22 protein-coding genes, 1 tRNA gene and 1 other RNA gene are annotated in these 26,199 nt (G+C 72.0%); 8 read left to right on the top strand and 16 right to left on the bottom strand.

The features are described 5' to 3' along the window. Positions 1 to 8: 8 nt before the first annotated feature. An RNA gene (gene ffs / locus ACFVTR_RS02395) (signal recognition particle sRNA small type) lies at positions 9 to 105 on the top strand. Beyond that, a tRNA-Ser gene (locus ACFVTR_RS02390) sits at positions 103 to 190 on the top strand. Before ffs ends, ACFVTR_RS02390 begins: the two co-directional genes overlap by 3 nt. A gap of 150 nt (positions 191 to 340) precedes the next feature. Here the strand turns inward: ACFVTR_RS02390 and xylB are convergent. Together xylB and xylA are read right to left on the bottom strand one after the other, a co-directional pair. Then, positions 341 to 1,756, bottom strand: a complete 1,416-nt coding sequence (xylB, locus tag ACFVTR_RS02385; RefSeq protein WP_387034428.1) for a xylulokinase — start codon at positions 1,754 to 1,756, stop codon at positions 341 to 343. Positions 1,757 to 1,806: 50 nt separating this feature from the next. After that, entirely contained in the window at positions 1,807 to 3,000 is a 1,194-nt protein-coding gene (gene xylA, locus ACFVTR_RS02380) for a xylose isomerase (protein WP_387034427.1), read from the bottom strand. A gap of 124 nt (positions 3,001 to 3,124) precedes the next feature. Here xylA and ACFVTR_RS02375 point away from each other — a divergent pair, with 124 nt between their 5' ends. Further along, positions 3,125 to 4,162 carry a LacI family DNA-binding transcriptional regulator gene (locus ACFVTR_RS02375; protein WP_387034426.1) on the top strand — a complete coding sequence of 346 codons (1,038 nt, stop codon included), beginning with the start codon at positions 3,125 to 3,127 and terminating at the stop codon, positions 4,160 to 4,162. Positions 4,163 to 4,275: 113 nt separating this feature from the next. On the opposite strand, the gene ACFVTR_RS02370 is transcribed toward ACFVTR_RS02375, so the two are convergent. Genes ACFVTR_RS02370 through ACFVTR_RS02355 form a run of 4 tightly spaced genes read right to left on the bottom strand, consistent with a single transcriptional unit; the run spans position 4,276 to position 9,863 of the window. After that, positions 4,276 to 6,654 carry a beta-glucosidase gene (locus ACFVTR_RS02370; protein ID WP_387034425.1) on the bottom strand — a complete coding sequence of 793 codons (2,379 nt, stop codon included), beginning with the start codon at positions 6,652 to 6,654 and terminating at the stop codon, positions 4,276 to 4,278. A 2-nt stretch (positions 6,655 to 6,656) separates the two neighbouring features. After that, positions 6,657 to 7,553 (bottom strand): carbohydrate ABC transporter permease, encoded by an 897-nt coding sequence (locus tag ACFVTR_RS02365; protein ID WP_387034424.1) that lies wholly within the window; start codon positions 7,551 to 7,553, stop codon positions 6,657 to 6,659. Then, positions 7,553 to 8,539, bottom strand: a complete 987-nt coding sequence (locus ACFVTR_RS02360; protein ID WP_387034423.1) for a carbohydrate ABC transporter permease — start codon at positions 8,537 to 8,539, stop codon at positions 7,553 to 7,555. Before ACFVTR_RS02360 ends, ACFVTR_RS02365 begins: the two co-directional genes overlap by 1 nt. 1 nt (position 8,540) lies before the next feature. Continuing rightward, entirely contained in the window at positions 8,541 to 9,863 is a 1,323-nt protein-coding gene (locus tag ACFVTR_RS02355) for an extracellular solute-binding protein (RefSeq protein ID WP_387034422.1), read from the bottom strand. 144 nt (positions 9,864 to 10,007) lie between these two features. Here ACFVTR_RS02355 and ACFVTR_RS02350 point away from each other — a divergent pair, with 144 nt between their 5' ends. The 3 genes from ACFVTR_RS02350 (at position 10,008) to ACFVTR_RS02340 (ending at position 13,041) form a co-directional block, all read left to right on the top strand. Further along, positions 10,008 to 11,171, top strand: coding sequence for an ROK family protein (locus ACFVTR_RS02350; protein ID WP_387034421.1), 1,164 nt, complete (start codon positions 10,008 to 10,010; stop codon positions 11,169 to 11,171). Positions 11,172 to 11,783: 612 nt separating this feature from the next. Next, positions 11,784 to 12,305, top strand: coding sequence for a hypothetical protein (locus ACFVTR_RS02345; RefSeq protein ID WP_387034420.1), 522 nt, complete (start codon positions 11,784 to 11,786; stop codon positions 12,303 to 12,305). 145 nt (positions 12,306 to 12,450) lie between these two features. Continuing rightward, positions 12,451 to 13,041 carry a hypothetical protein gene (locus ACFVTR_RS02340; RefSeq protein WP_387034419.1) on the top strand — a complete coding sequence of 197 codons (591 nt, stop codon included), beginning with the start codon at positions 12,451 to 12,453 and terminating at the stop codon, positions 13,039 to 13,041. A gap of 43 nt (positions 13,042 to 13,084) precedes the next feature. Here ACFVTR_RS02340 and ACFVTR_RS02335 read toward each other — a convergent pair whose 3' ends face one another. The 3 genes from ACFVTR_RS02335 to ACFVTR_RS02325 all read right to left on the bottom strand — a co-directional run bounded on the left by ACFVTR_RS02335 (position 13,085) and on the right by ACFVTR_RS02325 (position 16,206). Beyond that, positions 13,085 to 13,705 (bottom strand): GNAT family N-acetyltransferase, encoded by a 621-nt coding sequence (locus tag ACFVTR_RS02335; RefSeq protein WP_387034418.1) that lies wholly within the window; start codon positions 13,703 to 13,705, stop codon positions 13,085 to 13,087. A gap of 68 nt (positions 13,706 to 13,773) precedes the next feature. Next, the gene (locus ACFVTR_RS02330; RefSeq protein WP_387034417.1) at positions 13,774 to 15,711 is read right to left on the bottom strand and encodes a helicase HerA-like domain-containing protein; all 1,938 of its coding nucleotides are present in this window, start codon (positions 15,709 to 15,711) and stop codon (positions 13,774 to 13,776) included. A gap of 36 nt (positions 15,712 to 15,747) precedes the next feature. Beyond that, positions 15,748 to 16,206, bottom strand: a complete 459-nt coding sequence (locus tag ACFVTR_RS02325; protein WP_387034416.1) for a hypothetical protein — start codon at positions 16,204 to 16,206, stop codon at positions 15,748 to 15,750. A gap of 394 nt (positions 16,207 to 16,600) precedes the next feature. Between ACFVTR_RS02325 and ligD the strand changes: the two genes are divergently transcribed. Continuing rightward, positions 16,601 to 17,863, top strand: a complete 1,263-nt coding sequence (gene ligD, locus ACFVTR_RS02320; protein WP_387034415.1) for a non-homologous end-joining DNA ligase — start codon at positions 16,601 to 16,603, stop codon at positions 17,861 to 17,863. Continuing rightward, a complete protein-coding gene (locus tag ACFVTR_RS02315; RefSeq protein WP_387034414.1) occupies positions 17,860 to 18,765 on the top strand; it encodes an aminoglycoside phosphotransferase family protein in 906 nt (301 codons plus the stop codon). Before ligD ends, ACFVTR_RS02315 begins: the two co-directional genes overlap by 4 nt. 12 nt (positions 18,766 to 18,777) lie before the next feature. On the opposite strand, the gene menC is transcribed toward ACFVTR_RS02315, so the two are convergent. Genes menC through ACFVTR_RS02280 form a run of 7 tightly spaced genes read right to left on the bottom strand, consistent with a single transcriptional unit; the run spans position 18,778 to position 26,143 of the window. Beyond that, positions 18,778 to 19,965, bottom strand: coding sequence for an o-succinylbenzoate synthase (gene menC / locus ACFVTR_RS02310; protein WP_387034413.1), 1,188 nt, complete (start codon positions 19,963 to 19,965; stop codon positions 18,778 to 18,780). Beyond that, positions 19,962 to 20,807: a GNAT family N-acetyltransferase gene (locus ACFVTR_RS02305; RefSeq protein WP_387034412.1), complete on the bottom strand. Its 846-nt coding sequence runs from the start codon at positions 20,805 to 20,807 to the stop codon at positions 19,962 to 19,964. The genes menC and ACFVTR_RS02305 overlap by 4 nt, the downstream gene beginning before the upstream one ends. A 50-nt stretch (positions 20,808 to 20,857) precedes the next feature. Further along, positions 20,858 to 21,781 (bottom strand): factor-independent urate hydroxylase, encoded by a 924-nt coding sequence (gene pucL, locus ACFVTR_RS02300; RefSeq protein ID WP_387034411.1) that lies wholly within the window; start codon positions 21,779 to 21,781, stop codon positions 20,858 to 20,860. A 7-nt stretch (positions 21,782 to 21,788) separates the two neighbouring features. Next, positions 21,789 to 22,133: a hydroxyisourate hydrolase gene (gene uraH, locus ACFVTR_RS02295; RefSeq protein ID WP_387034410.1), complete on the bottom strand. Its 345-nt coding sequence runs from the start codon at positions 22,131 to 22,133 to the stop codon at positions 21,789 to 21,791. Further along, complete coding sequence (gene allB / locus ACFVTR_RS02290) at positions 22,130 to 24,013, bottom strand: allantoinase AllB (protein ID WP_387034409.1); 1,884 nt, start codon at positions 24,011 to 24,013, stop codon at positions 22,130 to 22,132. Before allB ends, uraH begins: the two co-directional genes overlap by 4 nt. After that, on the bottom strand, positions 24,010 to 24,828 hold the full coding sequence (locus ACFVTR_RS02285) for a bifunctional allantoicase/(S)-ureidoglycine aminohydrolase (RefSeq protein WP_387034408.1): 819 nt from the start codon (positions 24,826 to 24,828) through the stop codon (positions 24,010 to 24,012). Before ACFVTR_RS02285 ends, allB begins: the two co-directional genes overlap by 4 nt. 46 nt (positions 24,829 to 24,874) lie before the next feature. Then, on the bottom strand, positions 24,875 to 26,143 hold the full coding sequence (locus ACFVTR_RS02280; protein ID WP_387034407.1) for a DUF6986 family protein: 1,269 nt from the start codon (positions 26,141 to 26,143) through the stop codon (positions 24,875 to 24,877). Between the last annotated feature and the right edge of the window lie 56 nt (positions 26,144 to 26,199).

Genomic DNA, 26,199 nt, shown 5'->3' with positions numbered 1-26,199 from the left:
GACTTGCCTGCGGCTCCCCACGTGGCGCCATCCAGGCCAACTCCCCCAGGGCGGAAACGCAGCAAGGGTAACCGGGCTCTGGCGGGTGCGTGGGGGGTCACTGGAGGATTCGCCTAGTGGCCTATGGCGCACGCTTGGAAAGCGTGTTGGGTGAAAGCCCTCAGGGGTTCGAATCCCCTATCCTCCGCCAAGTAACTCACCTGTGCACGTTAACTCACCGGGTGCGCGCACAGCACCCGCAGGTGGGTTCGAATCCGCTCTCCTCCGCCGAACACGTTTCGCACGACCGCGCACACGTCAGCGCACCCGGTTGCAAAGCCCTCCGCGCGGCGGACGCCGCTCAGACCAGGGCAGCGATCCGTGCCGTCGCGGCGGCGTACGCGGCGCGGATCTCCGGACGGGTGCCGGGCTCCAGCTCGGCGGCCAGTTCCACCGCCCAGGCCGGGCGATCGCCGGTCAGCGACCATGCGGCCTGCCGCGCCGCGCCGTCGGCGACGTACTCGCCCGGGGCGGGCACCGCGATCGGCACGTCGAACACCTCGGCGGCGATCTCGCGCACGGCGGGATTCTGGGCTGCGCCCCCGATCAACAGCACACGACGGGCTTCAACGCCCTGGCTCCGCACGGCGTCGAGTCCGTCGGCGAGCCCGCAGAGCAGGCCCTCGACGGCCGCGCGGGCGAGGTTCGGGCGGGTGGCCGAGAGGAGCGTCATTCCCGTCAGCGACGCGGTCGCGTCGGGGAGGTTCGGCGTGCGCTCACCCTCGAAGTAGGGCACGAGCACGAGACCGGATGCCCCGGGCTCGGCCTCGAGGGCAAGCCTGCCGAGCTCGTCGTGGTCGACGCCGAGCAGGCCCGCCGCCCAGTCGAGCACCCGCGCCGCGTTGAGCGTCGCGCAGAGCGGCAGCCAGTTGCCGCTCGCATCGGCGAAGCCCGCCACCGTGCCGGACGCATCGGCGACCGGATCCTCGGTGACGGCGAAGACCGTGCCGGAGGTGCCGATCGACACGACGACATCGCCCGGCTGCGCGTCGAGGCCCAGCGCCGCCCCCGCGTTGTCGCCGGCCCCGGGACCGACCACGACGCCGGTCAGGGTCTCGCCGATCGGTTCGCCGGGGCCGGCCACTCGAGGCAGCACGGCATCGTGCCCGAGCGCCTGCACCAGGAGATCACGGTCGTACCCGTCGGCACCCCAATATGCGGTGCCGCTCGCATCCGAGCGATCGGTGACGAGTTCGTCGAGCGCCGGGCCGCGAGGAGCGTCCGCTGCACCGGCAGGACCGTACCCGCGCAGCCGCCAGCTCAGCCAGTCGTGCGGGAGCGCGACGGCGGCGACGCGTGCCGCGTTCGCCGGCTCGGCGTCGCGCAGCCAGCGCAGCTTCGTCGCGGTGAACGAGGCGACGGGCACCACGCCGGTGCGGGCTGCGTACGCGGAGGCACCGACCTCCTCGGCGAGGTCGCGGGCCGCTCTCGCCGAGCGGGTGTCATTCCAGAGCAGGGCCGGTCGGATCACCCGGCCGTCGGAGTCGAGCGCGACCATGCCGTGCTGCTGCCCCGCGATCGACACCGCGGCGACGTCGTCGAGGCCGCCTGCGGCGGCGATCGCCTCCTGCAGCGCCCGCCACCAGGCCTGGGGGTCGACCTCGGTGCCGTCGGGATGCGGCGCACGACCGGAGCGGACGAGCGCGCCGGTCGCGGCATCCCGGATCACGACCTTGCACGACTGGGTCGACGAGTCGACTCCGGCGACGAGCGTCACGTTGCCTCCTGGGCGATACTGCGGGATGAATGGGTGGCAGTCGGCGCGCGTCAGCCGCGCGCGCCGAGCAGGTGCTCGGTGGCGAGTTGCTGCAGGCGCACGAAGCCGAAGCCCTTGCCTCCGAGATAGGCGTTCGCGTCGAAGTCCTCGAACGCCGAGCGGTCGGCCGTGAACGACTCCCAGGTCTCGCCCTCGTTCAGGGTGGGCGTGGCAAGCTCGTCGACCTTCGCGGCAGCGAGCGCCTCCTGCACCTCGGGGTCGGCGCGGAAGGCCGCAGCGCGTTCCTTGAGCAGCAGGTAGGTGCGCATGTTCGCCGCAGCCGACTCCCAGACGCCGCGCTCGTCCTCCGTGCGGCTCGGCTTGTAGTCGAAGTGGCGGGGGCCCTCGTAGGCCGGCACGCCGCCGGGTCCGCCGTTCTCGAGCAGGTCGACGAGCGCGAACGCATTGTGCAGGTCGCCGTGCCCGAACACCAGATCCTGGTCGTACTTGATGCCGCGCTGGCCGTTCAGGTCGATGTGGAACAGCTTGCCGTGGTACAGCGCCTGGGCGATGCCGGCGGCGAAGTTGAGGCCTGCCATCTGCTCGTGGCCGACCTCGGGGTTGAGCCCGACCAGCTCGGGGTGCTCGAGCGAGTCGATGAACGCGATCGCGTGGCCGAGGGTCGGCAGCAGGATGTCGCCGCGCGGCTCGTTCGGCTTCGGCTCGATCGCGAAGCGGATGTCCCAGCCCTGGTCGATGACGTGCTGCCCGAGGAAGTTCACGGCCTCGCGGTAGCGCTCGAGCGCGGCGCGGACGTCCTTCGCGGAGTCGTACTCGGCCCCCTCGCGGCCACCCCACATGACGAAGGTCTTCGCACCGAGCTCGACGCCGAGCTCGAGCTGACGCATCACCTTGCGCAGTGCGAAGCGTCGGACGTCGCGGTCGTTCGAGGTGAAGCCGCCGTCCTTGAAGACCGGGGCCGAGAACAGGTTCGTGGTGACCATCGGCACGATGAGGCCGGTGTCGGCGAGTGCCTGCTTCAGGCGGTCGATCTGCGTCCGGCGTTCGGCGTCGGTCGACCCGAAGGCGAACAGGTCGTCGTCGTGGAAGGTGAGGCCGTAGGCGCCGAGCTCCGCGAGGCGCTCGACCACGTGCACGACGTCGAGCGCGTTCCGGGTCGGGCCGCCGAACGGGTCGGTGCCGTTGTAGCCGACGGTCCAGAGGCCGAAGGAGAACTTGTCGTCGCGGGTGGGCGCGCTGGCCATGGGTGATCCGCCTTTCAGCGTCGTCGATGATTTGTTGGCGTGTTCAACATAACCCTGCATCGAACTGTACGCAAACCGATTCCCGAGAGTGACGACCGCAAATTTCGCCGCTAGGCTTCGAAACATGAAATCGGATGCCACCGGCCAACGGGTGACGCTCGCCGAGATCGCCGACGAGGCGGGAATCTCGCTGTCGACCATCTCCAAGGTGTTGAACGGCCGCGCCGACGTCGCCGACGCTACCCGCGAGCGCGTCGAGCACGTCCTGGCCGAGCGCGGCTATCGACGCCGGGGCGGCGGTCGCAGCGAGACCCGTGCCGAGCTCATCGAGATCGTCTTCCACGAACTCGACCGCATCTGGTCGATGGAACTCATCGACGGCGTCGAGTCGGTCGCGAAGGAGCACGGCCTGAGCGTCGTGCTCACGGTGAGCGGCAGCCGACACTCGCCCGACGCCGACTGGGTCGAGGGCGTGATGCGACGGCGCCCCGTCGGGGTCGTGCTCGTCTTCAGCGACCTCGCGCCCGAGTACCGCGAACAGCTGCGGGCACGGGCCATCCCGTTCGTCATCGTCGACCCCGCCGGCGACCCGTCGCCGGACGCGCCGAGCGTCGGCTCGGCGAACTGGTCGGGCGGCCTCGCCGCAACGCGCCATCTGATCGAACTCGGACACCGGCGGATCGCGGCGATCACCGGGCCCGAGGACATGATGTGCTCGCTCGCCCGCGTCGACGGGTACCGGTCGGCAATGAACTCCGCCGGCCTCGCGATCGACCCCGATTGGATCCGCTTCGGCGACTTCCACGTGACCGGCGGACGCGACCACGCCCGCGAGCTGCTCTCCGTCCCCGACCGCCCGACCGCCGTGTTCGCGGGCAGCGACATGCAGGCGCTCGGCGTGCTCGAGGTGGCCCGCGAACTCGGCTTGGGCGTGCCCGAAGAGCTGTCGGTCGTCGGCTACGACGACATCCCGCTCGCCCGCTGGTTGACCCCGCGCCTCACGACCGTGCACCAGCCGCTCCGGCGGATGGGCGAAGAGGCCGCGCGCCTGGCGATCCGGCTGGCCGACGAGCCCGTCGACGCCGCCGCCCCGACGCCCCGGATGGACCTCGCGACGAGTCTCGTCATCCGCGAGAGCACTGCGGCGCCGCCCGACGCCTGACCCGACGGACGCGATCCGGCCGGCCGGCCCGCCGGACGGCCCGCCGGCCCGCCGTGCGACGGTGCGGTCGCCGGCCGACGGCGGGGGAACCCCGTCGACCGGCGGTCCGGGGGTCAGGAGGCGACGGAAGCCTCCTGCGGCTGCCGTTCGACGGTCACATCGGGGTGGAGGCGTCGGGTGTGGTCGACGCGACGCACCGCCCCGGTGAGCACTGCGCGGTGCGTCCCGACCAGCTCGGCGCTCGAACGGCCGAGGCCGAGCACGAGCTCGCCCGGCTCGACGATGCGCTCGCCGTCGCGCGAGGTGAACGACGAGAGCTCGGCCGGCACCACGAAGCGCACGTCGGCCGCCTCACCTGGAACGAGGTCGACGCGGGCGTAGCCGATGAGCCGTTGCACGGGCCTGACGACGCTCGCGATCGGGTCGTGCAGGTACAGCTGCACGACCTCCGCACCGGCGCGGTCGCCCGTGTTCGCGATCCGCACGCGCACGGCGACCTCGCCGTCGGTCGGCACGGCGGACGTCTCCCCCGAAACGTCGCTCCACTCGAAGCGCGTGTAGCTGAGCCCGTGGCCGAACGGGTACCTCGCGGTCGGGTCGATGCTCGAGACCCCGTTGCGGTGCGCGAGCGGCGCGGCGAGGTAGGTCGAGGGGTGCACGCCCGCCGACGCCGGCACCGAGACCGGCAGGCGTCCAGAGGGTGCCACGCGCCCGCTGAGGATCCCTGCGAGCGCGCGGGTGCCCTCCTCGCCGGCGAAGAACGCCTCGAGGATGCCCGCGGCGCGCTCGGGTGCGGTGCCGAGCGTGTACGGCCGACCCGCCAGCAGGGTCACAACGGTCGGCGTGCCGGCGTCGAGCACCGCCTCGAGCAGTGCGCCCTGCGCGCCGGGGAGCGCGAGCGACTCGGCGTCGCAGCCTTCGCCGCTGGTCCCCCGGCCGAAGAGACCGGCGCGGTCGCCGAGGGCGAGCACCACGACATCGGCCGCGGATGCGGCAGCCACGGCTTCGGCGATGCCCTCGGTCTCGCCGCCGTCGACGGACGTGCCGAGCACGTGGCTGATCGCGGCATCGGGGAACTCGGCCTGCAGCGACTCGACGAGCGTCGGCAGCGCGATCCCATCGCCCGAAGCCGGGTGATGCACACCGACGTGCGCGGGGAACGAGTAGCAGCCGAGCACAGCGAACCGGTCGTCGGCGTTCGGCCCGATCACGGCGATGCGCGGCGGTGCGGCAGCCCCAGACCCCAGGGGCAGCGTGCCGTCGTTGTGCAGCAGCACGATCGCGCGTTCGGCGATCTCTGCGGCGAGTGCACGGTTGGCCGGCGGGTCGAGATCGATCGCGCCCCGCACCGCGTCGAGGTCGTCGGCGAGGTCGCGCAGCGACTCGGGCGTCGCGTCCCAGTCGGCATCGAGCAGGCCCAGCTCGAGCTTCTGCGCGAGCACGCGACGCAGTGCTCGATCGACCACGGCGATGTCGAGACGTCCGTCGGCGATGGCCTCGCGGAGGGGGGCTCCGAACGCGTGCACCGTCGGCAGTTCGACGTCGATGCCGGCCTCGAGCGCCGCGGCGGCGGCATCGGCGAGCGACCCCGCGGTGCCGTGCAGCGTCTGCAGGAAGGCGATGGAGAAGTAGTCGGCGACGACCGTGCCTTCGAAGCCCCACACTCCGCGCAGGAGCTCGGTGAGCAGGGCGGCGTCGGCGGCCGTCGGCACGCCGTCGAGGTCGGTGTACGCGTTCATCACGCTGCGCGGAGCCGCCTCGCGCAACACCATCTCGAACGGAGGCAGGAGGACGTCGGCGAGCTCGCGCCGACCGACCGAGACCGGCGCGAGGTTGCGACCGGCCTTCGACGCCGAGTAGCCCACGAAGTGCTTGAGCGTCGCGACGACGCCGGCCGACTCGAGCCCGCGCACGTACGCGGCACCCACGGTGCCGACGAGATACGGGTCCTCGCCCATCGTCTCCTCGACCCGACCCCAGCGGGCGTCCCGCACCACGTCGAGCACCGGCGCGAGCCCCTGGTGGATGCCGACTCGTCGCAGGTCCTCGCCGATGCGCCGTGACATCCGCGCGATCAGCTCCGGATCGAACGTGGCCGCCCAGCTGAGCGGAACCGGGTACGCGGTCGCTCCCCATGCGGCGAAGCCGGCGAGGCACTCCTCGTGGGCCAGCGCGGGAATGCCGAGCCGGCTCTCGGCGACGATGCGACGCTGGGTGCGGGCCAGCGAGAGCGCCCCGACGCCGGGGTCGACCGGTGCGGTTCCGAACGGCCGGGTGAGCTGGCCGAGGCCCTTCGGGATCAGCGCGTCGAGGTCGACGTCACCGATCATCTCGTGCTGGTTCGGGGCGACGTCGGTGCCGTCGGCGGAGGCCCCGACCCAGACGCCGTACAGCTGTGCGATCTTCTCCTCGAGGCTGAGCGCCGCGATCAGCGATGCGATCCGCTCGGCGGACGGCAGCGTGGAGTCCTGCCAAGGGCGGGCGTGGTCCATGGTCATCCCTTCACCGCTCCCTGGAGTCCGCCGACGATGCGCTTCTCGGCGAGTGTGAAGAACAGGATCGCGGGGAGCATCGCGAGCGCCGTGTAGGAGAGCACGCCCGTGGTGTCCTGACCGTAGGCGGTCGAGAAGAACTGCACGCCGAGCGGGAGCGTGTAGCTGTCGACCCCTGCGCCTCCTGCCTGCAGCACGAACAGGGGCAGCAGATAGGCGTTCCAGCTGCCGACGAACGCGAGCACGCCCACGGTCATGAGCGCCGGCATCGAGAGGGGTAGCATGATGCGCCAGAAGAAGCCGACTCGGCTCGTGCCGTCGACCATCGCGGCGTCCTCGAGCTCGCCGGGGATCGCTCGCAGGAACGGGACGAGGATGATGATCGTCGTCGGCAGGGCGAACGCCACCTGGGGGACGATGAGCCCCCACCAGGTGCCGAAGAGGTTCATCTGCCGCAGCAGCACGGTCAGGGGGAGGATCGAGATCGTGAGCGGGAACAGCAGGCCCGTGGTGAACATGGCGTAGAGGAACTCGCGCCCCCTGAAGTCGTAGCGGGCGATCCCGAACGCGGCCATGACGCCGAGCAGCATGACCCCGAGGGTCGTGCCGAGCGCGGTCACCGTGCTCGCGGTCACCTGGTTCCAGAAGGTGGGGTCGGTCAGCACTCGCACGTAGTTGTCCGTCGTCCACGGGTCGGGCATGCCCGCCGGGTTCGCGAAGAAGTCGGGGTTCGTGCGGAAGCCCGAGATGAAGACGTACAGCACGGGGCCCACCGCGAGCGCGGCGACGGCCAGCGCGACGAGGTAGACGACCGGCTGACCCCAGTCGAAGCGCTGGCCGGCTCGTCGCTTCGGGACGTAGGTCGCGTCTCCGACGGTGATGGCGGTCGTGGCGGTCATCAGCGCACCCCTACGGTGATGGCTCCAGCGAGATCGCGGCGCAGCGCGAAGCGCTGGTACACGAGGGCGATGACGAGGGAGATGAGGAACAGGACGACGGCGACGGCGCTGCCGTAGCCGATCTGGGTGACGTTCAGGCCGTTCTTGACCATGTAGACCGCCATCGTCGACGAGGCGTTGAGCGGCCCGCCTCCGGTCACGATCCACACCATGTCGAAGAGCTGCAATGCTCCGATGATCGAGAGGAACGCCCAGATGCGGATGGTCGGCCCGAGCAGCGGGACGGTGATGTACCACTGCGTCTTCCACCAGCCGGCGCCGTCGAGTGCGGCGGCTTCGTAGAGCTCTTCCGGTACGCCCGAGAGCCCGGCGAGCATCAGGATGATGGCGAGGCCCAGGTACTTCCACGTGAGGATGGCGAACATGGTCCACATGACGACGTCGGGGTCGGCCAGCCAGGCGGGAGGGTTCTCGATTCCGATCGATCGGAGGAGCGTGTCGACCGGACCCCACCGCATCGGCGGCACCGACTGCAACAGGATCTGCCAGGCGAGGCCTGCCGTGACCTCGCTGAGCACGTACGGCACGAAGATGAGGGCGCGCAGCAGTCCGCGGAACCGGAGGGGTCGGTTCATGAGCAGCGCGACGAGGATGGCGAGCGGGCCCTGGACGACCAGCGACATCACGATGATGAAGAAGTTGTTGGCGACCGAGCGGTGGAACACGGGATCCGCCAGCAGTCGGGCGTAGTTGTCGAGGCCGATGAAGCGATCGAGCGGGCCGAGGCCGTTCCAGTTGAAGAAGCTGTAGTACGCCGCGAGCGCGACGGGCAGGAGGACGAAGAGCACGTAGACGACGACGGCGGGGCCGGCGAACAGGGAGATCTCGCCCCACTTGCGCGTGTTGCGCCGCGCGGATCGCTTCGTGCTGCGTATGGGGGCCGGGCCCGCGGTCACCGCGGGCCCGGCCGTGTCGAGTGCGGTCATGCTAGAGCGTGGCCGCCGCTGCGTTCATCGCCTCGGGAACCGACTCGGGCGTTCCGTCGCCGAACATCAGCGCCACGATGGCGTCGTTCATCGCCTGGCCGATGACCGGGCCGTACTGGGTGTCGAGCCACGTCACGACGAGCGCGGCGTTCACGGTGCCCTCGGCGATCTGCTTGAGCACGGGGTCGGTGATGCCGGCCTCCGCGCCCGCCACCGTCGGGATCTCGCCCGTCGCCGCGAAGCGGGTCTGCACGTCTTCGCTCATGACGTACTCGAGCAGCTCGAGCGTCTCATCGGGCGCGTCGGCGTAGACACCCCACGCGTCCCCGGAACCGAGCGCGGCACCGGGTGCGCCGGACGCGCCCTCGATGTCGGGCACGGGCATCCAGGCGAGCCACTCGGGCGCGGGCGGGTTCTCGGCAGGTGCACCGGGAACGAGCTTCGCGACCTCGCCGCGGTGCCAGGTGCCCATGAGCTCCATGGCGGTCGCCTGCGAGGCGAGCAGGCCGGCCGAGCTGTTCGGCACGCTCTGCGCCGGGGTGCTGGTCGGGTTCGACTGGAACGGCAGATCGCCGTCGAACTCGTCCATCCAGGCCTTCAGGTTCTCACCCGCCTCGACGAAGCAGGGATCGCTGAAATCGAGGGTGTCCGCCGCCTTCTCGAGCGATTCGGGCGAGCAGGTCTTGATCGCGAACTGATACCACCAGTGCGCCGCCGGCCAACCGTCGGCGGCTCCGACGCCGACCGGGGAGACCCCAGAGGCGGCGAGCTTGTCGATGGCCTCGCCGTACTCGGTGAAGGTGGTCGGCACCTCCGTGATGCCCGCCTTCTCGAACGCGTCGGAGTTGTACCAGATGCCCTCGATGCCGAAGCGGAACGGGATGCCGTACTGCTTGCCGTCGACGTTCCAACCGGTGCCCGAGGCACCCACGCTCTCGACGACCTCGGTCAGTCCGCTGAGGTCCTTGAGGTAGCCGGCCTCGACCTGCGCCGCGATCTCGCCCTCCGCCCAGACCATGAAGAGGTCGGGCGCGGCGTCGCCGCCGGCCTGGAGCGCGTTGGGAATGAGGGTCCGCTGGAGGTCTTCGTTCTGGAAGGCCTCGACCTTGACCGTGACGCCCGGGTGCTCGTCTTCGAACTCGCCTGCGACGTCTTCCCAGAAGGACTTCAGCGGCTCACCGGTGCCGTTGTGCCACCACGTGATGGTGGTGTCGTCACCGGAATCGCCGTCTCCTGCTCCCGCGGGCGCGCAGCCCGCGAGCGCGAGCGCCGCGAGTCCGACGGTCGCCCCGAGTGCGACGAGCTTGGTGCTGCGTCTGTTCATCTTTGAACCTCTCGAAATTTTCGGGCTTCGTGCCGAAAGTGATTTGGGACGCCTTGAATATACGTCGGGCTGGATATCGAGTCAAGCGCAACAAATTCGGAGTGTGCGACGCTCCGCCCTCGCCGCCCCGCCTAGAGTGAACGGGTGATCGAACGGAGCGGAACCTTCGACGGCGTCCATCGTCGAAACCTCTCGAAACTCCTCACTCTCGTGCACCTCGAGGGTCCGCTCTCGCGCGCCCGGCTCACTGCGATGACGGGCCTCAACCGCTCGACCGTCGCCGCGCTGGCCGCCGAGCTCGTCGACCTCGGCCTGGCGGTCGAGCGGGCACCCGATCCGACCAACCGCGTCGGTCGACCGTCGCCGGTCGTCGCCCCCTCCCCCGATGTCGTCGCGATCGCGGTCAACCCCGAGCTCGACGCGGTCACGATCGCCGCCGTCGGGCTCGACGGACGCATCGCGGCCCGCGAGCGGATCGAGCGCGATCGCATCGTCACGCCGGATGAGACGGCCTCGATCGTCGCCGACACCATCGGCCGGTGGCGTGCGACCGTACTCTCCGGCGCGCGGATCGCTGCGATCGGACTCGCCGTGCCGGGCCTCGTGCGGGCGGCCGACGGGATGGTGCGACTCGCCCCGCACCTGGACTGGCGCGACGTCCCGCTTCCGGCCCTCGTCGCGCAGGCGACGGGCCTGCCGGCCGTCGTCGGCAACGATGCCACCTTCGGCGTCACCGCCGAGCATCTCTTCGGCGTCGGGCGCGGCGTCGATGACATCGTCTACCTGAACGGCGGAGCGAGCGGCATCGGCGGCGGACTGATCGTGAACGGCCTGCCGGTCGGCGGCGCGGGCGGATACGCCGGGGAGTTCGGCTGGAACCGCCCCGGGATCGCCGACCCCGAGGATCGCACCGCCCCGGCCGGGGTCCTCGAGGCGGAGGTGAGTCGGGCGCGGCTCCTCGCGGTCGCCGGCATCGTTCACGCCGACGAGCCGACGCTGGCCGCCGCACTCGCCGCGAGCGACGACGCCGAAGTCGCGGCCGAACTGGCGCGTCAACGACGCATCCTCGCGACCGCACTCGCCAACGCGGTCAACGTCCTGAACCCGTCGCTCGTCATCCTCGGCGGCTTCCTCGCCACGGTCGCGGCGAGCGACCCCGGTGCACTGCACGACGCGGTCGTCGCGCAGACGATGCCGGCGGCCGGCGAGACGCTCGAGATCCGCGTCGCCGCGCTCGGCGAGGACCGCCTGCTGATCGGCGCAGCGGAGGCGGCGTTCGCCGATCTGCTGCGTGACCCGATCGGCTAGGACGACACCTCGGGCTCGGAGATCTGCACCGGGAGCAGTCGCGGCTCTTCGGTGAAGTACCGATGGAGCGCGTCGATCGCCTGCTCGACCCGGCCTTCCTGAAATCCGCTCGGACTCGAACCGGACGTTCCGCACCCAGACGACGCGATCCGATCCGTCGAGGATGATCGCGAGGTCGTCGAGGACGCAGACGATGCCCGCCTCGGCGGTCTCGGGCAACGCGACCCCGTCGGCGTCGGGGGGCCGAGCCGACGTCCCAGGCGGCATCCCATCTCCGCCCCAGGGCGTATTGCGTCGTCGTCGGAAGCGCCTATGCTGTCCTGAGCCGGGTCGTGAGGGCCCGAGGTGTCGACGAAGACGACGGCGACCTTGTTGACCCCACGACACCGGCGCGCCCTTCCAACTCTCCCCGCTCGCCGGCCCTTTTCGCCGCGCGGAATCCCCCCTGTTTCGCGGTCGTTCCGACCCGTGTCCTCATTAATGCGGAATAGCGCCATCCCGCCGAACAGGCGCATCATGTGTGTGATGTCAGCAGCACAGGTGGAAGCGAGGAGTGGGGACGCAGGGGGCTCCTCCACCAGCGCAGCGGCAGCAGGGGGCGACGGCCTCAGGGTGATCACCCTGAGGCCTCGTCGCACTCTCGGGTGGAACTACGGTCTCGCGCTCACCGCGCTCGTCGTGCCGCTGCTCGCGGCCGAGCTGTGGTTGCTCGACCAGCCGACCGCGTGGCCGATCGTCGCCGCGACGGCCTCGGTGCTCGGCGTGCTCATCGGGCTCGCGTGGGTCGCGTATCGGCGCGCCCGGGTGTCGGTGAGCAAGTACGGGATCGTCGAGCGCGGATTCTTCGGCGTCACGACGGTCGTCGCGGCGCGGGACGTCGCCCGCGTCCTCCGCCTGGAGCTCTATCGCCCGAACAGTCTCGACACGACCGAGGAGCTGTTCGTCGTCTGCCGCGGCGGGCGCGGACGGTTCCGCATGCGCGGCCGCTTCTGGGACGAGCGCACCATGAATCTCGTCGCCAAGATGCTCGAGGTCGACGAGACGACGCGGGTCGAACCGGTGACGCTCGCCGAGCTGCGCGCGAGCGATCCGACGCTGCTCTACTGGTTCGAGCGGCGCTCGCTCCTCGGCTGACCCCGCGGGAGCTGCGCACTCGACACCCGTCCCCGACCCGTGCCGACCCCCTCAACTGGGGTCGCCGCCGCCCTCGAACCACGGGAGGATGCGAGCGCGGCGATGCACCGTGCGGGCAGCGTCGCCTGACGGAATCGAGGGAATCATGTCTGCATCCTCCCGGCGCTCCGACGCGCGCCGGCTCCTCGCCACCGGATTCGTGGTCGGACTCGCCGCGACCGCGCTGGTGGCGGCCCCGGCCGACGCCCGACCGCTCGAACACACCACGTTCTCCGAGGAGTTCTTCGAGACGATCGACGACTTCTGCGACGTGCCCGGCCTCACGATCGACCGCGAGGCGACCGCGGAAGGCAAGTTCATGATCAACTCCCGCAAGCCGGGCACCTCTCCGTACTTCAGCGTGGTCGTCTCATCCGAAGCGAAATACACCAACGCCGACGGTGACTTCGTGACCGAGAACGTGAACCTCGTCGAGAAGGACCTCCATGTCACCGACAACGGCGACGGCACGCTGACGATCCTCGTTCTCGCGACGGGCAACGCCACCGTCTTCGGCCCCGACGGCAAGGCGATCGCCCGCAACCCGGGGCAGGTCCGGTACGAGATCCTGATCGACCACGCCGGCACGGTGGCCGACCCGAGCGACGACGTCTTCCTCGGGGACCTCGGCCAGGTGAAGGGCAGCACCGGACGGAACGACGACTTCTGCGAGGCGGTGCTTCCCGTCCTCGGCTGACCTCGAGCGCCGCGGTCGCCGACGCGGCGGCCCGCGTGACCGCTCAGTTCGTCGCGATGCCGAGGCGCGGCGCCTGCGGGGTGCTCGAGGGCAGTTCGTGGAATCCGAGCCGGTCGTAGAACGCCCGCGCCCCCGTGTTCGCGGCGGCGAGGCCGAGATGCAGCGCGGGCACTCCCCGCGCGGCGAGCTCGGCCCGCACCCGCTCGATGAGGCGGCGCCCGAAGCCCTGGCCCTGCAGCGCCGGCAGCAGGTCGATGTGCAGGTGCGCGGGGTACTCGGCGAGCTCGGGCACGAGCATGCGCTCGGGGTGGAGGCCGGCGTCGATGAGCTCGGCCTCGGTGAAGTCGGGTGCGTGCGAGGTGGGTTCACCGGCGGCCGGATGCCTCGCCGCGAAGCCGGGTGCCCACTCGCGCCGCCACCACTCGACGAAGTCGGCGGTGTCGGCGATCGCCATCACGTAACCGAGCGCCCGCCCGGTGTCGGTGTCGGCCACGACGAACGCGAGCTCGGGCGCGTACTCGACGTACGGCAGGGCGAACACCTCGGGCATGAGCGTGTCGTCGGAGTAGACCCCCGTCGCGTCGCCGCCGGCCGCCGCGGTGCGCAGGCAGACCAGCGCGACGTCCTCGCGGTCGTCGGGGCGGTAGGGGCGGATCTCGAACACCTGTCAATCCTCCCCGATCTCTCGGGAGTCCCGAGACGCTCGGATGCTCGACCGGCCGTGTCGCGGTCTCAGCGGCGCTTGGCCATGCCGAAGAGCCCGGTGAGCACCTGGGTGATGACCTTCTGCGTGGTCTTGGAGCCGAGCACCTGGTCGAGCGTCGAGCGCTGCGGCGAGCGCGACCGCGATCCGCCCGAGCGAGAGGAGCCGGAGGTCTTCTTCAGCAGTCGGTCGTACTCGGCCTGCGCCTTCTTGTCGGCCTTCGCCGCGTCGGCCTGGATCTTCGCCTGCATCTTCGCGTACTCGGCGTCGGCCTTCGCCTTCGCCTCCGCCGCCTCGGCGGCGTCGGCGGCGGCCGCCGCGTCGGCCATGCGCTTCGTGAGCAGCTCGTGGGCCGATTCGCGGTCGATGGCGGTGCCGTACTTGGCCATGAGCGGGGATGCCGCGACGGCGGCGTCGATCGCGGCGTCGGCGCTCGGCGACATCGAGGCCTGGGGCGCGCGCAGCCTCGTCCAGGCGACGGGCGACGGGGCGCCCTTCTCGTTCATCACGGTGACGACGGCCTCGCCCGTGCCGAGCACGGTGAGCGTCTCCTCGAGGTCGTACCCCGACTTCGGGTAGGTCGAGACGGTCGCCCTGAGGGCCTTCGCGTCATCGGGCGTGAAGGCGCGCAGCTGGTGCTGCACGCGCGAGCCGAGTTGGGCGAGCACATCGCCCGGCACGTCCTTCGGGGTCTGGGTGACGAAGAAGACGCCGACGCCCTTCGAACGGATGAGCCGCACGGTCTGCACGACCTGCGCGAGGAAGTCCTTGGAGGCGCCGGCGAACAGCAGGTGCGCCTCGTCGAAGAAGAAGACCAGCTTGGGCTTGTCGAGGTCGCCGACCTCGGGGAGGCCCGCGTAGAGGTCGGCGAGCAGCCACATCAGGAACGTCGAGTACAGCGCGGGCTTGTCGGCGACGCCGGGCACCTCGAGCAGGCTGATGACGCCGCGCCCGTCGGCGGCCGTGCGCAGGAACTCCGCGGTGTCGATCTCGGGTTCGCCGAAGAACACGTCGGCGCCCTGGTCGGCGAAGGTGATGAGTTCACGGAGGATCACGCCGACGGTCGCCTTCGACAGGCCGCCGAGGCCGTCGAGCTCGGCCTTGCCGTCGTCGCTCACGAGGTAGGCGAGCACGGCGCGCAGGTCGTCGAGGTCGAGGAGCGCGAGCCCGTTCGCGTTGGCGTAGTGGAAGACGAGCCCGAGGCTCGACTCCTGCGTGTCGTTGAGTCCGAGCACCTTCGAGAGCAGCAGCGGCCCGAAGCCCGAGATCGTCGCGCGGATGGGCACTCCTCTCCCGACGCCGCCGAGCGAGAAGAACTCGGTCGGGAAGCTCGCGGCGCTCCACGCCTGTCCGATCCCCTCGGTGCGCTTCAGCAGCTTCTCGTTGCCCTCGCCCGGCGTCGCGACCCCCGAGAGGTCGCCCTTGATGTCGGCGGCGAACACGGCGACCCCGTTCGCGGCGAGCTGCTCGGCGAGCACCTGCAGCGTGCGCGTCTTTCCAGTGCCGGTGGCGCCGGCGACGAGCCCGTGCCGGTTCGTCATCGCGAGCGGGATCCGCACCGGGACATCCGGCATCGCCTCGCCGTTGACGAGCGCGCCCATCTCGAGCGCTGGGCCCTCGAACGCATAGCCCGCGCGCACGGCGTCGATCGCGGCCTGATCGAGCGGTCCGGATGCCTCGGCGCCGGCGGGTGCGTCGGACGCCGCCGTCACCGGGACCGCGGCCACCTCGGGCTCGGGTTCGGCCGCGGCAGCGGCAGCGGGCTCGGCCGCGGGTTCTGCAGGTGCAGCCGCGGGCTCTGCCGCCGCGGCATGCGCCGACGCCGCCGCGGCCGCCGCCTGCGCGAGCGCCGCGGCCTCCTCGGCGGCCTTGATCGCGGCCTCCGCCTGCGCCTGCAGCGCCTTCGCCGCCGCGGCTGCCGCAGCGGCCGCCTCCTGTGCCTGCTTCACCGCGTCGTCCTCGGCCATGTGCCGATCCTACTGACGCACCCGGGAGCGCCCCGATCACAGCGGACGGGAATCGGAGATCGCGCGCCGCAGCCCGGTCGGGTTGAACAGGCTCAACGCCGTCGCCGAGACGACCTCGACGGGCGCGTCGAGCAGCCGTCGAGCGAGATCGGCGAGCAGCGGCGCGGCCGCAGAGCCCATCGCGATATCGGTCTCGACGAGCAGGGCGAGCGCGTCAGGGTGCTCACGGTACTCGTCGTCGAGCACGCGCACGTTCGTCGCCCCGTTCGCCTCGAACACGCGCAGCAGTTCGCTCCGCCGGAGGCCGAGGCGCTCGTCGAGCGGAAGGTCCGCGAAGCGCCTGCGCTCCTCGCTGTGCCCGCCCGACCGCCTCGCCGCGGCGAACTCGAGCATCGCCTCGCGGACGACGACCTTCTTCGTCGTGCCGAGGAAATACGCGAACTCGTCGATCAGTGCGTTCGTCGGGCCGTCCACCTTCACCGGCTTCTCCGTCACCCATGAACTCCAATCCGATTGGTCTTCCTCGGTCCCCATCGCGCCGGCTTCGGCCGTGTGGGCGGCTCGGCGCCTCCATGCCTCCGCAGCTCCACTCCCCGTGCTCCCGCGCCCTCGCACCTTCGCGCCCTCGCCCCCTCGCGCCCTCGCGCTCCCGCGCCCTCGCACTCCTGCGCCCTCGTGCCCAGGTTCCCTTCGCGAAGTCGGTACCGAAGTACCGAAGTACCGAATGTTCGACAACGGAACTCTCCCCAGCTGCGGCGCCGATGGCTCCGAAGGGCGTCTGTCAGGTCGGCCGTCCGAGCAGGGACGCGTCCGGGGAGGAGGAGTCCATGGTGGCGATGCGGCGCTCGACGGGGTTCCCCGCGCGTGCGGGCCGCCCTAGGGTGAGGGGATGAGCCCGGCAGCGCGTGCGGCAGAGGTCATCGACGTGGGGGGTCGCGAGGTGCGGATCTCGCACCCCGACAAGCTCGTCTTCCCCGAACCCGGCCTCACGAAGCTCGACCTCGTGCGGTACTACCTCGCGGTCGCCGACGGGGCGCTGCGCGGGGTCGCCGGGCGGCCGATGGTGCTGAAGCGCTTCGTGAAGGGCATCGACCAGGAGGCCTTCTTCCAGAAGCGGGCCCCCGAGAAGCGTCCCGACTGGATCGAGACCGCGACGCTCCACTACGCCTCCGGGAACTCGGCCGAAGAGGTCGTGGTGACCGACGCCGCGGCGCTGGCGTGGGTCGTGAACCTCGGCTGCATCGACCTCAACCCGCACCCCGTCAGGGCCGACGACCTCGACCATCCCGATGAGCTGCGGGTCGACCTCGACCCGATGCCGGGCGTCGACTGGTCGCAGATCGTCGACGTCGCCTTCGTCGCCCGCGAGGTGCTGAGCGACCACGGGCTCGTCGGCTGGCCGAAGACCTCGGGCTCGCGTGGCATCCACATCTCGGTGCGCATCGCACCCGAATGGAGCTTCGCCGAGGTCCGCCTCGCCGCCGAGACGCTCGCCCGGGAGGTGGAGTCGCGGGCGCCGGGGCTCGCCTCGGCGCGCTGGTGGAAGGAGGAGCGCGGCGAGAGCGTGTTCGTCGACTTCAACCAGAACGCGAAGGACCGCACGGTCGCCTCGGCGTACTCGGTCAGGGCGCTGCCCGACGCCCGGGTCTCGACGCCGCTCGACTGGTCGGAGGTCGCGGACAGCCACCCCGAGCGCTTCACGGTCGCGACCGTGCTCGAACGCTTCGCCGAGCGCGGGGATCCGGCGGCCGGCATCGATGACGCCGTCGGGCGGCTCGACGGCCTGCTGCAGCTCGCCGAGGAGCTCGGTCCGGCCGAGAAGCCGCTGCGCGGCTCCGACGGGTCGGGACGTCGTCGGTCGACGATGCCGCTCATCGAGATCGCGCGCGCGAAGACCAAGGAGGAGGCGCTCGAGGGGCTCGAACGGTGGAATGCGAGACATGCCGACGTCGTCGCGCGCCTCGAGCCGGCCGACGTGCTCGTCGACGGCATGCGCGGCAGCTCCTCGCTCTGGTACCGCATCCGCGTGAACCTGCAGCACGTGCCCGAGGCCGACCGTCCCCCGCAGGAGCCGCTCGAGGTCGACTACGACCCGTGGGCGAGGTACCGCGACGAGAACGGCACGCTCTCGTTCCCGGGTTCCACCTCGTGAGCGACCTCGGCCCTGTCGACCCCGGACACCATGCCGACGTCGAGTGGCTGCACCGCTGGCGCCTCCGCCCCGAGGGCGACGCCCGCACGACCGCGTCGAGCACGCTGATCCCGGTGCGCACCGCCGAGGGCGTGCCGGCGATGCTGAAGCTCGCCCACCTCGACGAGGAGGAACGCGGCGGCGAACTGCTCGAGCGACTCGCTGGGCGCGGCGTGGCACGGGTCCTCCGACGCGAGGGCGCCGCGGTGCTCATCGAACGTGCGACCGGGCCGAACGACCTCGTGCGGATGGTCCTCGCCGGACACGACGACGAGGCCACGCGCGTGCTCTGCGCCACGGCGGCGCAGTTGCACGTCGACCCCGCCGACCTCGACGGCACCGACCCGTCCACCTCGGGCGAGCTGGTCGTGCCGTCCGATGCCGGCGGCGCGCCGCTCGTGCCCCTCACGACCTGGTTCCGTGAGCTGTTCGCGCACGCCGACGACCTCGAGCCGCTGCACCGCCGCGGAGCCGAGCTCGCGGACGGACTGCTCGCGGCGCCCCGCGACGAGCGGGTGCTGCACGGCGACGTGCACCACGGCAACGTGCTCGACTTCGGCGAGCGCGGCTGGCTCGCCATCGATCCGAAGGGGCTCGTCGGCGAGAGCGCGTTCGACTTCTGCAACCTGCTGTGCAACCCCTCGCACGAGCGCGCGCTCGCCCCGGGCCGACTCGAACGGCAGTTCGGCGTCGTGCTCGATGCGACGGCGCGGGCCGGCGCCCCCCTCGACTCCGACCGCTTCGCGCAGTGGCTCGTCGCCTGGTGCGCCCTGTCGTCGACGTGGTTCGTGCTCGACGACGACCCCGCGCACGCCGACGGGGTCGCCCGGATCGGCGAGCTGGCGCTGGGCCTCCTCGACTGAACGCCGCCCGGCTCAGCGGGTGATCGCCACCGCCGCCCGCGACGCCCAGTCGCGCACGAGGTCGACGCGCACGTCGACGCCCGTGCCCGGGGCATCCGGCACCTTCAGCTGCCCGCGGTGCTCGCCCGTGCCGAGCACGAAGGGCTCGGTGAGGTCGTCGGCGTAGTAGCGGTCCGACGCGGAGGTGTCGCCGGGCAGCAGGAACCCGGGCAGCGCGGCGAGCGCGACGTTCGCCGCGCGGCCGAGGCCGGTCTCGAGCATGCCCCCGCACCAGACCGGCACGTCGAGCTCGCGGCAGGCGTCGTGCACCCGCAGTGCCTCGAGGTAGCCGCCCATGCGCCCCGGCTTGATGTTCACGACGCTCGTGGCGCCGCGGTCGATCGCGTCGACCGCGGTGGCGGCGTCGAGGATCGACTCGTCGAGGCACACGGGCGTCTCGCTCGCGGCGGCGAGGCGCACATGGCTCACGAGGTCCTCCTCGGCGAACGGCTGCTCGATGAGCAGCAGTTCGAAGGCGTCGAGACTCGCCAGCAGCGGAATGTCGTCGACGGTGTACGCGGTGTTCGCGTCGACCTGCAGCAGCCCCGCGCGGCCCATGAGCTCGCGCACGGCCCCGACCGGCACCACGTCCCAACCGGGCTTGATCTTCAGCTTGATGCGCCGGTACCCCGCCTCGAGGTAGCCCGTGACCTCGTCGAGCAGTTCCTCGAGAGTGGGCGCGATGCCGACCGAGACGCCGCAGTCGACCCAGTCGCGCACGGCACCGAACGCCTCGCCCATCGAGCGGCCCTGCGCCCGCAGCTCGGCGTCGAGCACCGCCGCCTCCAGCGCGCCCTTCGCCATCCGGTGCCCCGCCACGAAGCCGAGGGTCCCGGCGACCGAGTGGGCGAGCGGGAGCGAGGCCCCGCGACGGCCCGGCCCCTCCTCGCCAGTCGCGCCGCCGGTCGGCTTCGCCTCGAGCAGCGCCGGGCCCAGGTAGCGTTCGATCACGGATGCCGCGCCGTCGACGTACTCCGCCGAGTAGAACGGGTCGCGTCCGGCGACGCACTCGCCCCAGCCCTCGCCCGCGTCGGTGCGCACGTGCACGAGCAGGGCCTCGCGCACCGTCTCGCGCCCGAAGCTCGTCTCGAAGGGGCGAACCAGGGGCACCTCGATGCGGTGCAGTTCGATCGCGTCGATGCGATTCGGGGTCGTGCTCATCTCGTCTCCTGTCCGGGGCGGGCGTCAAGGTCGGGGTCGTCGTCGGTGAAGACGTAGTCGCCGTGCTCGTCGAGCTCGGGGCGGAGCCCCTGCCTGGCCATCGCGGTGAAGGCGGCGGCCGACGCGGCGCGCAGCCGTGCGGCCTCGTCGGGGTCGTCACGACGGAGGGACTCGAAGTCGGCGACGAGGGCGAAGCCCTCCTCGCCCGACCAGTGGGGTGCGGGTTCGCCCCCGAGCGCCCGGTCGACGCGCGGCGCGGCGAGCCGCCAGCGCACCTCGAAGCGGTCGCTGCGGTCGGCGCCCGTGATCTCGTCGCCGATCACCCCGTAGAACTCGGGCAGGTACGCGGCGACCTCGGCGCCGAGCCGCACGAGGTTCATTCGCGCGTTGCGGCGGATGAGCGGGTCGAACGTCCACCGGATCTCGTCGACGCCGTGCGCGAGCGCGATCGCCCGCTGGCGGAGCTTCAACGCCAGGCCGATGCCGTGCCCGCGGGCCGCCGGCGCGACGGCGTTCATGTGCGAGTGCAGGTGGAGACCCTCGTTCCAGCCGAGGAACCCCAGCGTCGCACCGAGCAGGGCTCCGGGCGTCGCGAACGGCGGCGTCGCCGAGGCATCCACCCCGCCCTCGTCGTCGACGACCGCGACGAGCACCGTGCCGCCGGCGTGCAGGAGCGCGCGGATCATCGCGTGGTCGGGCCCGCGCCCCTCGCCCCACGTGGCCTCGAAGCGCTCGAGCACCGCGTCGACCTCGTGCTCGGCCGCCTCGCGGGTGACGACGCCCGAGCGCAGCTCCGCCGCCTCGGCGAGTGCTTCGGCGGCATCCACGACGACACGGTCCATGCCTCCCGAGGCTAGCCGACCGCGAGCCGCGACACCGCTCCCGGCACCGGTCAGCAGAAGCCGCCGACGCCCTCCCACGCCGCCGGTGCGGGCTCGACGCCCTCGCGCGTGACCGACGCCTCGATGAGGCCGTACGGGCGGTCGGCGGCGAAGAACACCTCGTTCGGGTTGTCGAGGCCGAACGGCGCGAGATCGACGACGAAGTGGTGCCGGTTCGGCATCGAGAACCGGATCTCGTCGAGCTCGGGCTCGGCCTCGAGCACCGCCCGGCCCATCTCGTACAGGGTCGCTTGCAGGGCCGGCGAGTACCCGGCCGCGAAGCTCGCGAGCAGGCGCGCACGCACGCGGGCGTACATCGCGTCGTAGTCGGGTCGCGCTCCGGCGGCGAACCGCCAGCGCACGGCGACGCTCGTCGCGAGGATCCGGTCGCTCGTCTCCTGGAGCGTGGTGTAGCGGTCCCTCGGGAATCCCTCGAAGCCCGAGCCCGTCGTCTTCATCACGGTGAGGTCCTTGAGCCCGCCGAGCACGTGGCGGGAAGCCCCGTCGACGACGACCGCCGCGGTCCGCACCTCCTGGCCGGCGCGGACGAACGCGTGGTCGTGCGGCTCGCCGTCGGCGACGATGCGCTGCCAGGCGTACCGTTCGGCGAGCCAGCGCCCGCCCGTCACCCAGTCGAACTCCCCCGTGAAGTGCTCGGCGAGGCGCAGCAGGAACTCCTCGGGCGCGCCGACGCCGTCGCGGGCGAACGCGAAGATCGTGTTCTTCTGGGTGTCGGTGGCGACGACGTGCGCGTTGTCGCCCTCGAGGTGCGCCGCCGCGAAGTCGCCCTGCAGCTGCGAGGTGACGTTCAGGTCGTCGATCTCGTGCCGGGCCGTGTCGCGGGTCACCCGCACGACGCGCACCTCGGCCTTGCCGTACCGGTTCGGGCCGAGCACGATGCCCGCGCCGCCGCCGCCGTTCGATTCGTCGGTCATGCTCGTCCTAGCTCCCTCGATAGGTGGAGTACGCGAATGGGCTGAGCAGGATCGGCACGTGGTGGTGCCGCCCCTCCTCGTCGACCACGAAGGTGATGAGCACCTCGGGGTAGAAGCCCGCGGTGCCGCGGGCGGCGAAATAGGCGCCCGTGTCGAAGCGCAGGCGGTACTCCCCCGGTGCGACCCGCTCGGGGCCGAGCGCGTTCACCCGCCCGTCGTCGTCGGTGGTCGCGTGCGCGAGGCTCGTCCACCCGTCGCCGCCGTCGTGCCGGAGGAGCTCGACGGCGATGCCCGCAGCGGGCCGGCCCTGGGCTGCGTCGAGCACGTGCGTCGTGATCTGCGAACCGGTCATGGTGAGAAGCGTCCCTTCACTCGCAGCACGGCGATCTCGCGCAGCTGCTCGGCGACGATCGCCGCCTCGTCGGCGTCGTCGTTGCCGAGGCGGGCTTCGAGCGCCTCGAGGATGTCTCGCGCGGAGCGCCCTGCGGCCCGGATGAGGAACACCCGCCCGAAGCGACGCTCGTACGCCGCGTTGCCCTCGGCGAGCGCGCGGGCGAGCTCGGCGTCGGCGGGATCGACGCCCGCCTGCTCGGCGCGCGAGAGGACCGCCGACTCGCCGGGCCCCGCCGCCCGTTCGCCGATGCGCGGGTGGTGGCCGAGCGCCTGCGCGACCTCGGCGTCGGTGAACGGCGTCGCCGCGAGGCCCGCCGCTCGAACGAGGTCGTCGAGCGACGCGAACGGCCGGGCGTCGACGAGCTCGTCGCACCACCGGGAGATGTCGAGGCACGGCCGGAGCGACGCGATCGCCTCCTCGCGATCGGCGCCGTTGAACCGCTCGAGGGGGTCCGCCTGCGTCATCGTCCCATTGTGCTGGCGTCGGCCCGCGAGGGGAACCGGCTCGCGCCGGAGCATCCGACCGCGGGGTCGTTCGCGATCGACGGGCACGCCGGCGAGCAGCGTCCGCCGTACGACGCCGGTGAGCTCGCGGCCGTCGTAGGGCGAGACGGGATGCCGGTGCTGGAGCAAGGCGGCGTCGACGGTGAACCTCGCCTCGGGCGCGAAGACGACGAGATCGGCGTCGGCGCCGACGGCGATGCGCCCCTTCGTCACGAGCCCGACCAGTTCGGCGGGGCGCTCCGACATCCACAGGACGACCCGCTCGAGCCCGATGCCGCGACGGCGCGCCTCCGTCCAGACGAGCGGCAGGCCGAGCTGCAGCGAGGCGATGCCGCCCCAGGCGAGCTCGAAGTCGCCGTCGCCTGCGAACTTCAGCTCGGGCGTGGCCGGCGAGTGGTCGGAGACGACGAGGTCGATGACGCCGTCGACGAGTCCCTGCCAGAGCGCGTCGCGATTCGACTGCTCGCGGATGGGCGGACAGCACTTGAACGCGGTCGCCCCGGCCGGCACGTCCTCGGCGCTGAGCGTGAGGTAGTGCGGGCAGGTCTCGACGCTCAGGCGGACGCCGGCGGCGCGGGCGTCGGCGATGCGGCCGAGCGAGTCGGCGGAGCTCAGGTGCAGCACGTGCGCGCGGGCACCGGTGCGCTCGGCCCCCACGATGACCCGGGCGATCGCCGTGTCCTCGGCCTCCCGCGGCCGCGACGCGAGGAAGTCCGCGTAGGCCGGTCCGCCGGGGTGCGGGGCGCCCTCGATCAGCCCGGCGTCCTCGGCATGCACGATCAGGAGCGAGTCGAGGGCTGCGATCCGGCCCATCGCCGCCTCCATCTCGTCGACGCTCACCGGCGGGAACTCGGGCACCCCCGAGGGCAGCAGGAAGCACTTGAAGCCGAACACCCCCTCGGCGACGAGGGGCTCGATCTCGTCGAGGCTCCCCGGCACGATCCCGCCCCAGAACCCGACGTCGACGGCGAGCTGGCCCGCGGCCGCCGCGCGCTTGACCGCGAGCGCCGCGACCGACACCGTCGGCGGGATGCTGTTCAGCGGCATGTCGATGATCGTCGTGACGCCGCCGGCCGCGGCCGCCCGCGTCGCGGAGGCGAAGCCCTCCCACTCGGTGCGGCCCGGCTCGTCGACGTGCACGTGGGTGTCGACGAGCCCGGGCAGAAGCACCTCGTCGTCGGCGAGGGTCTCGACCTCGGCCCCCGCGAGTCCCGTGCCGAGCGGCGCGATCGCCGCGACGACGCCGTCGCGCACGCCGAGCTCGACGGCCGCAAACGCGCCGTCGACGAGGGCGCGCCGGGCGCGCAGCACTCGGTCGAACGGTCGGGCGTTCACGCGGTGAGCCTCACCTGCCGGTTGACGTCCTTGTAGAGCAGGTAGCGGAACGGGCCGGGCCCGCCCGCGTAGCAGGCCTGCGGGCAGAACGCGCGCAGCCACATGAAGTCGCCCGCCTCCACTTCGACCCAGTCGTCGTTGAGCCGGTACACGCCCTTGCCTTCGAGCACGAACAGTCCGTGCTCCATCACGTGCGTCTCGGCGAACGGGATGGAACCTCCCGGACGGAAGGTCACGATGTTCACGTGCATGTCGTGCGCGAGGTCGTCGGGGTCGACGAACCGGGTCGTCGCCCAGGCACCGTCGGTGCCGGGCATCGGCTGCGGCGCGACATCCTGATCGCGGGTGACGAAGGAGGCGGGCGCCGCGATCCCTTCGACGGGCTCGTAGGCCTTCCTGATCCACTGGAAGCTCGTGAGCTCGTCGTCCTCGTTCGCGATCGACCAGTCCGCCCCTGCGGGGAGGTACGCGTACCCGCCCGGTTCGAGCCGGTGCCGTCGGCCCTCGAGCGTCAGCGCGAGCACTCCCGCGGTGACGAAGACGACGCCCTCGACCCCGCGCTCGGCCTCGGGCCGCTCGGCGCCGCCGCCGGGTGCCAGCTCGACGATGAGCTGCGAGAAGGTCGTCGCGAACCCCGCGATCGGGCGGGCGAGGATCCAGGCGCGCGCGTCGGTGAACCCGGGAAGGCTGCTCGTGACGATGTCGCGCAGCACCCCCTTCGGGATGACCGTGTACGCCGTGGTCACGATCGCCCGGTCGCTCAGGAGTTCGCGCTGTCCGGGCAGTCCGCCCTCGGGGGTGAAGTAGTCGCTCATCGAGCCTCCTCGTGATGGTCGTCGGTGCGTCCGCCGCGGCATCCGCTCATCTCGTCGTTCGCCTCGCCCTCGCGAGGTCCGCGAGCGCCGTCTCGTCGTAGCCGGTGTCGGCGGCGACCTCGTCGCCCGTGAGCGCACCGCACTGCACCCCGCGACGCACGAACGAGGCGAGCGCGCGCACGGTGGCCGGCTCGTCGAGCACGGCGCCCGCCGTGCCGTCGTGCACATGACGCAGCCGGGCGGATGCCTCGGGGTACCCCTCGCGGTAGTAGGCGTACGCCGCGACGAAGCGGGTCGGCAGCTGCGCCGGGTGGAGGTCCCACCCCTGCGGGAATCCGCGTTCGAACGCGCGGCGCACGAGCCGGGCGTGCACCCGCCAGGCCTCCAGCGCGCGGTCGCCGAGCGGCAGCAGGTTCGACGAGCCGTCGGAGAGCCGGATGCCGGTGCCCGCGACCGCGAGCTGCATGACCTGCTTCGCGTGATCGGCGGCCGGGTGCTCGAGCGACTGGTAGGGCGCCGCGATGCCGAGCGCGGCGGTGTAGTCGTACGTGCCGAAGTGGAGGCCCGCGATGCGGCCGGGGGCGGCGAGCGCCAGCCGCGCCACCGGTGCGAGCCCGTCGGCGCCCAGCACGAGCTGCGGCGTCTCGACCTGCACCTCGAAGCGAAGGCGTCCGTCGGGCAGGCCGTGCGCGCGTTCGAGTGCGGCGAGCGCCCCGGCCATCGCCTCGACCTGGGCGACCGTCGACACCTTCGGAAGGGTGAGCATCAGGCCGTCGGGCAGCCCGCCCTGCTCGACGAGCGCGGTGACGAAGAGGTCGAGCGTGCGCACGCCTCGACCGCGCGTGGCCGCCTCGAACGACTTGCAGCGGATCCCGATGAAGGGCGGGGCGAAGTGCGCGCCGGTCGCGGCGGCGACGCGCTTGGCGGCGCGCACCGCGTCGGCGTCCTCGGCATCGTCCTCCCGCTCGCCGTAGCCGTCCTCGAAGTCGATCCGCAGGTCCTCGATCGGCTCGCTCGCGAGCTTGCGTTCGACGAGCGGGGCCACTGCCTTCGCGATCGGCGTATCGAGCCCGATGCGGAGCCCGAGCGCCTCGGCGCCGCCGGCCGAGGCGACGGCCTCGCGCGCGGTCCGTCCCCACTCGACGGGGAGCTCGGGCGTGTAGCGGTCGCCCGGCACGTAGACGGTGTGCACCGGCTGGCGCGAGCCGTCGTCACCGGGATAGGCGCGCTCGAGCAGGCGGTCGGTGTCGGCGAGCCGCTCGTCGACGCGCGCGAGGTCGGCGGGGGTGAGTGCGGTGCGCGCGGGACCGGCCATGCTCAGCCCCGCGGCCGGGCGTTGCGAGCTCCGATGGCCATGCGAACACCTCCGTC

The sequence above is a fragment of the Agromyces sp. NPDC058126 genome, assembly GCF_042884595.1.
Classification (GTDB): domain Bacteria; phylum Actinomycetota; class Actinomycetes; order Actinomycetales; family Microbacteriaceae; genus Agromyces.
Note: the sequence above shows the minus strand (reverse complement) of the source record. Positions and strands in the feature narration are given on the sequence as shown.

Excerpts from the sequence above, each read along its gene's own strand:
- xylA (WP_387034427.1), bottom strand. The coding sequence starts at position 3,000 with ATGGCCAGCGCGCCCACCCGCGACGACAAGTTCTCCTTCGGCCTCTGG.
- ACFVTR_RS02375 (WP_387034426.1), top strand. The coding sequence starts at position 3,125 with ATGAAATCGGATGCCACCGGCCAACGGGTGACGCTCGCCGAGATCGCC.
- ACFVTR_RS02370 (WP_387034425.1), bottom strand. The coding sequence starts at position 6,654 with ATGGACCACGCCCGCCCTTGGCAGGACTCCACGCTGCCGTCCGCCGAG.
- ACFVTR_RS02365 (WP_387034424.1), bottom strand. The coding sequence starts at position 7,553 with ATGACCGCCACGACCGCCATCACCGTCGGAGACGCGACCTACGTCCCG.
- ACFVTR_RS02360 (WP_387034423.1), bottom strand. The coding sequence starts at position 8,539 with ATGACCGCACTCGACACGGCCGGGCCCGCGGTGACCGCGGGCCCGGCC.
- ACFVTR_RS02355 (WP_387034422.1), bottom strand. The coding sequence starts at position 9,863 with ATGAACAGACGCAGCACCAAGCTCGTCGCACTCGGGGCGACCGTCGGA.
- ACFVTR_RS02340 (WP_387034419.1), top strand. The coding sequence starts at position 12,451 with ATGTCTGCATCCTCCCGGCGCTCCGACGCGCGCCGGCTCCTCGCCACC.
- ACFVTR_RS02330 (WP_387034417.1), bottom strand. The coding sequence starts at position 15,711 with ATGGCCGAGGACGACGCGGTGAAGCAGGCACAGGAGGCGGCCGCTGCG.
- ligD (WP_387034415.1), top strand. The coding sequence starts at position 16,601 with ATGAGCCCGGCAGCGCGTGCGGCAGAGGTCATCGACGTGGGGGGTCGC.
- menC (WP_387034413.1), bottom strand. The coding sequence starts at position 19,965 with ATGAGCACGACCCCGAATCGCATCGACGCGATCGAACTGCACCGCATC.
- ACFVTR_RS02305 (WP_387034412.1), bottom strand. The coding sequence starts at position 20,807 with ATGGACCGTGTCGTCGTGGATGCCGCCGAAGCACTCGCCGAGGCGGCG.
- pucL (WP_387034411.1), bottom strand. The coding sequence starts at position 21,781 with ATGACCGACGAATCGAACGGCGGCGGCGGCGCGGGCATCGTGCTCGGC.
- uraH (WP_387034410.1), bottom strand. The coding sequence starts at position 22,133 with ATGACCGGTTCGCAGATCACGACGCACGTGCTCGACGCAGCCCAGGGC.
- ACFVTR_RS02285 (WP_387034408.1), bottom strand. The coding sequence starts at position 24,828 with ATGAGCGACTACTTCACCCCCGAGGGCGGACTGCCCGGACAGCGCGAA.
- ACFVTR_RS02280 (WP_387034407.1), bottom strand. The coding sequence starts at position 26,143 with ATGGCCGGTCCCGCGCGCACCGCACTCACCCCCGCCGACCTCGCGCGC.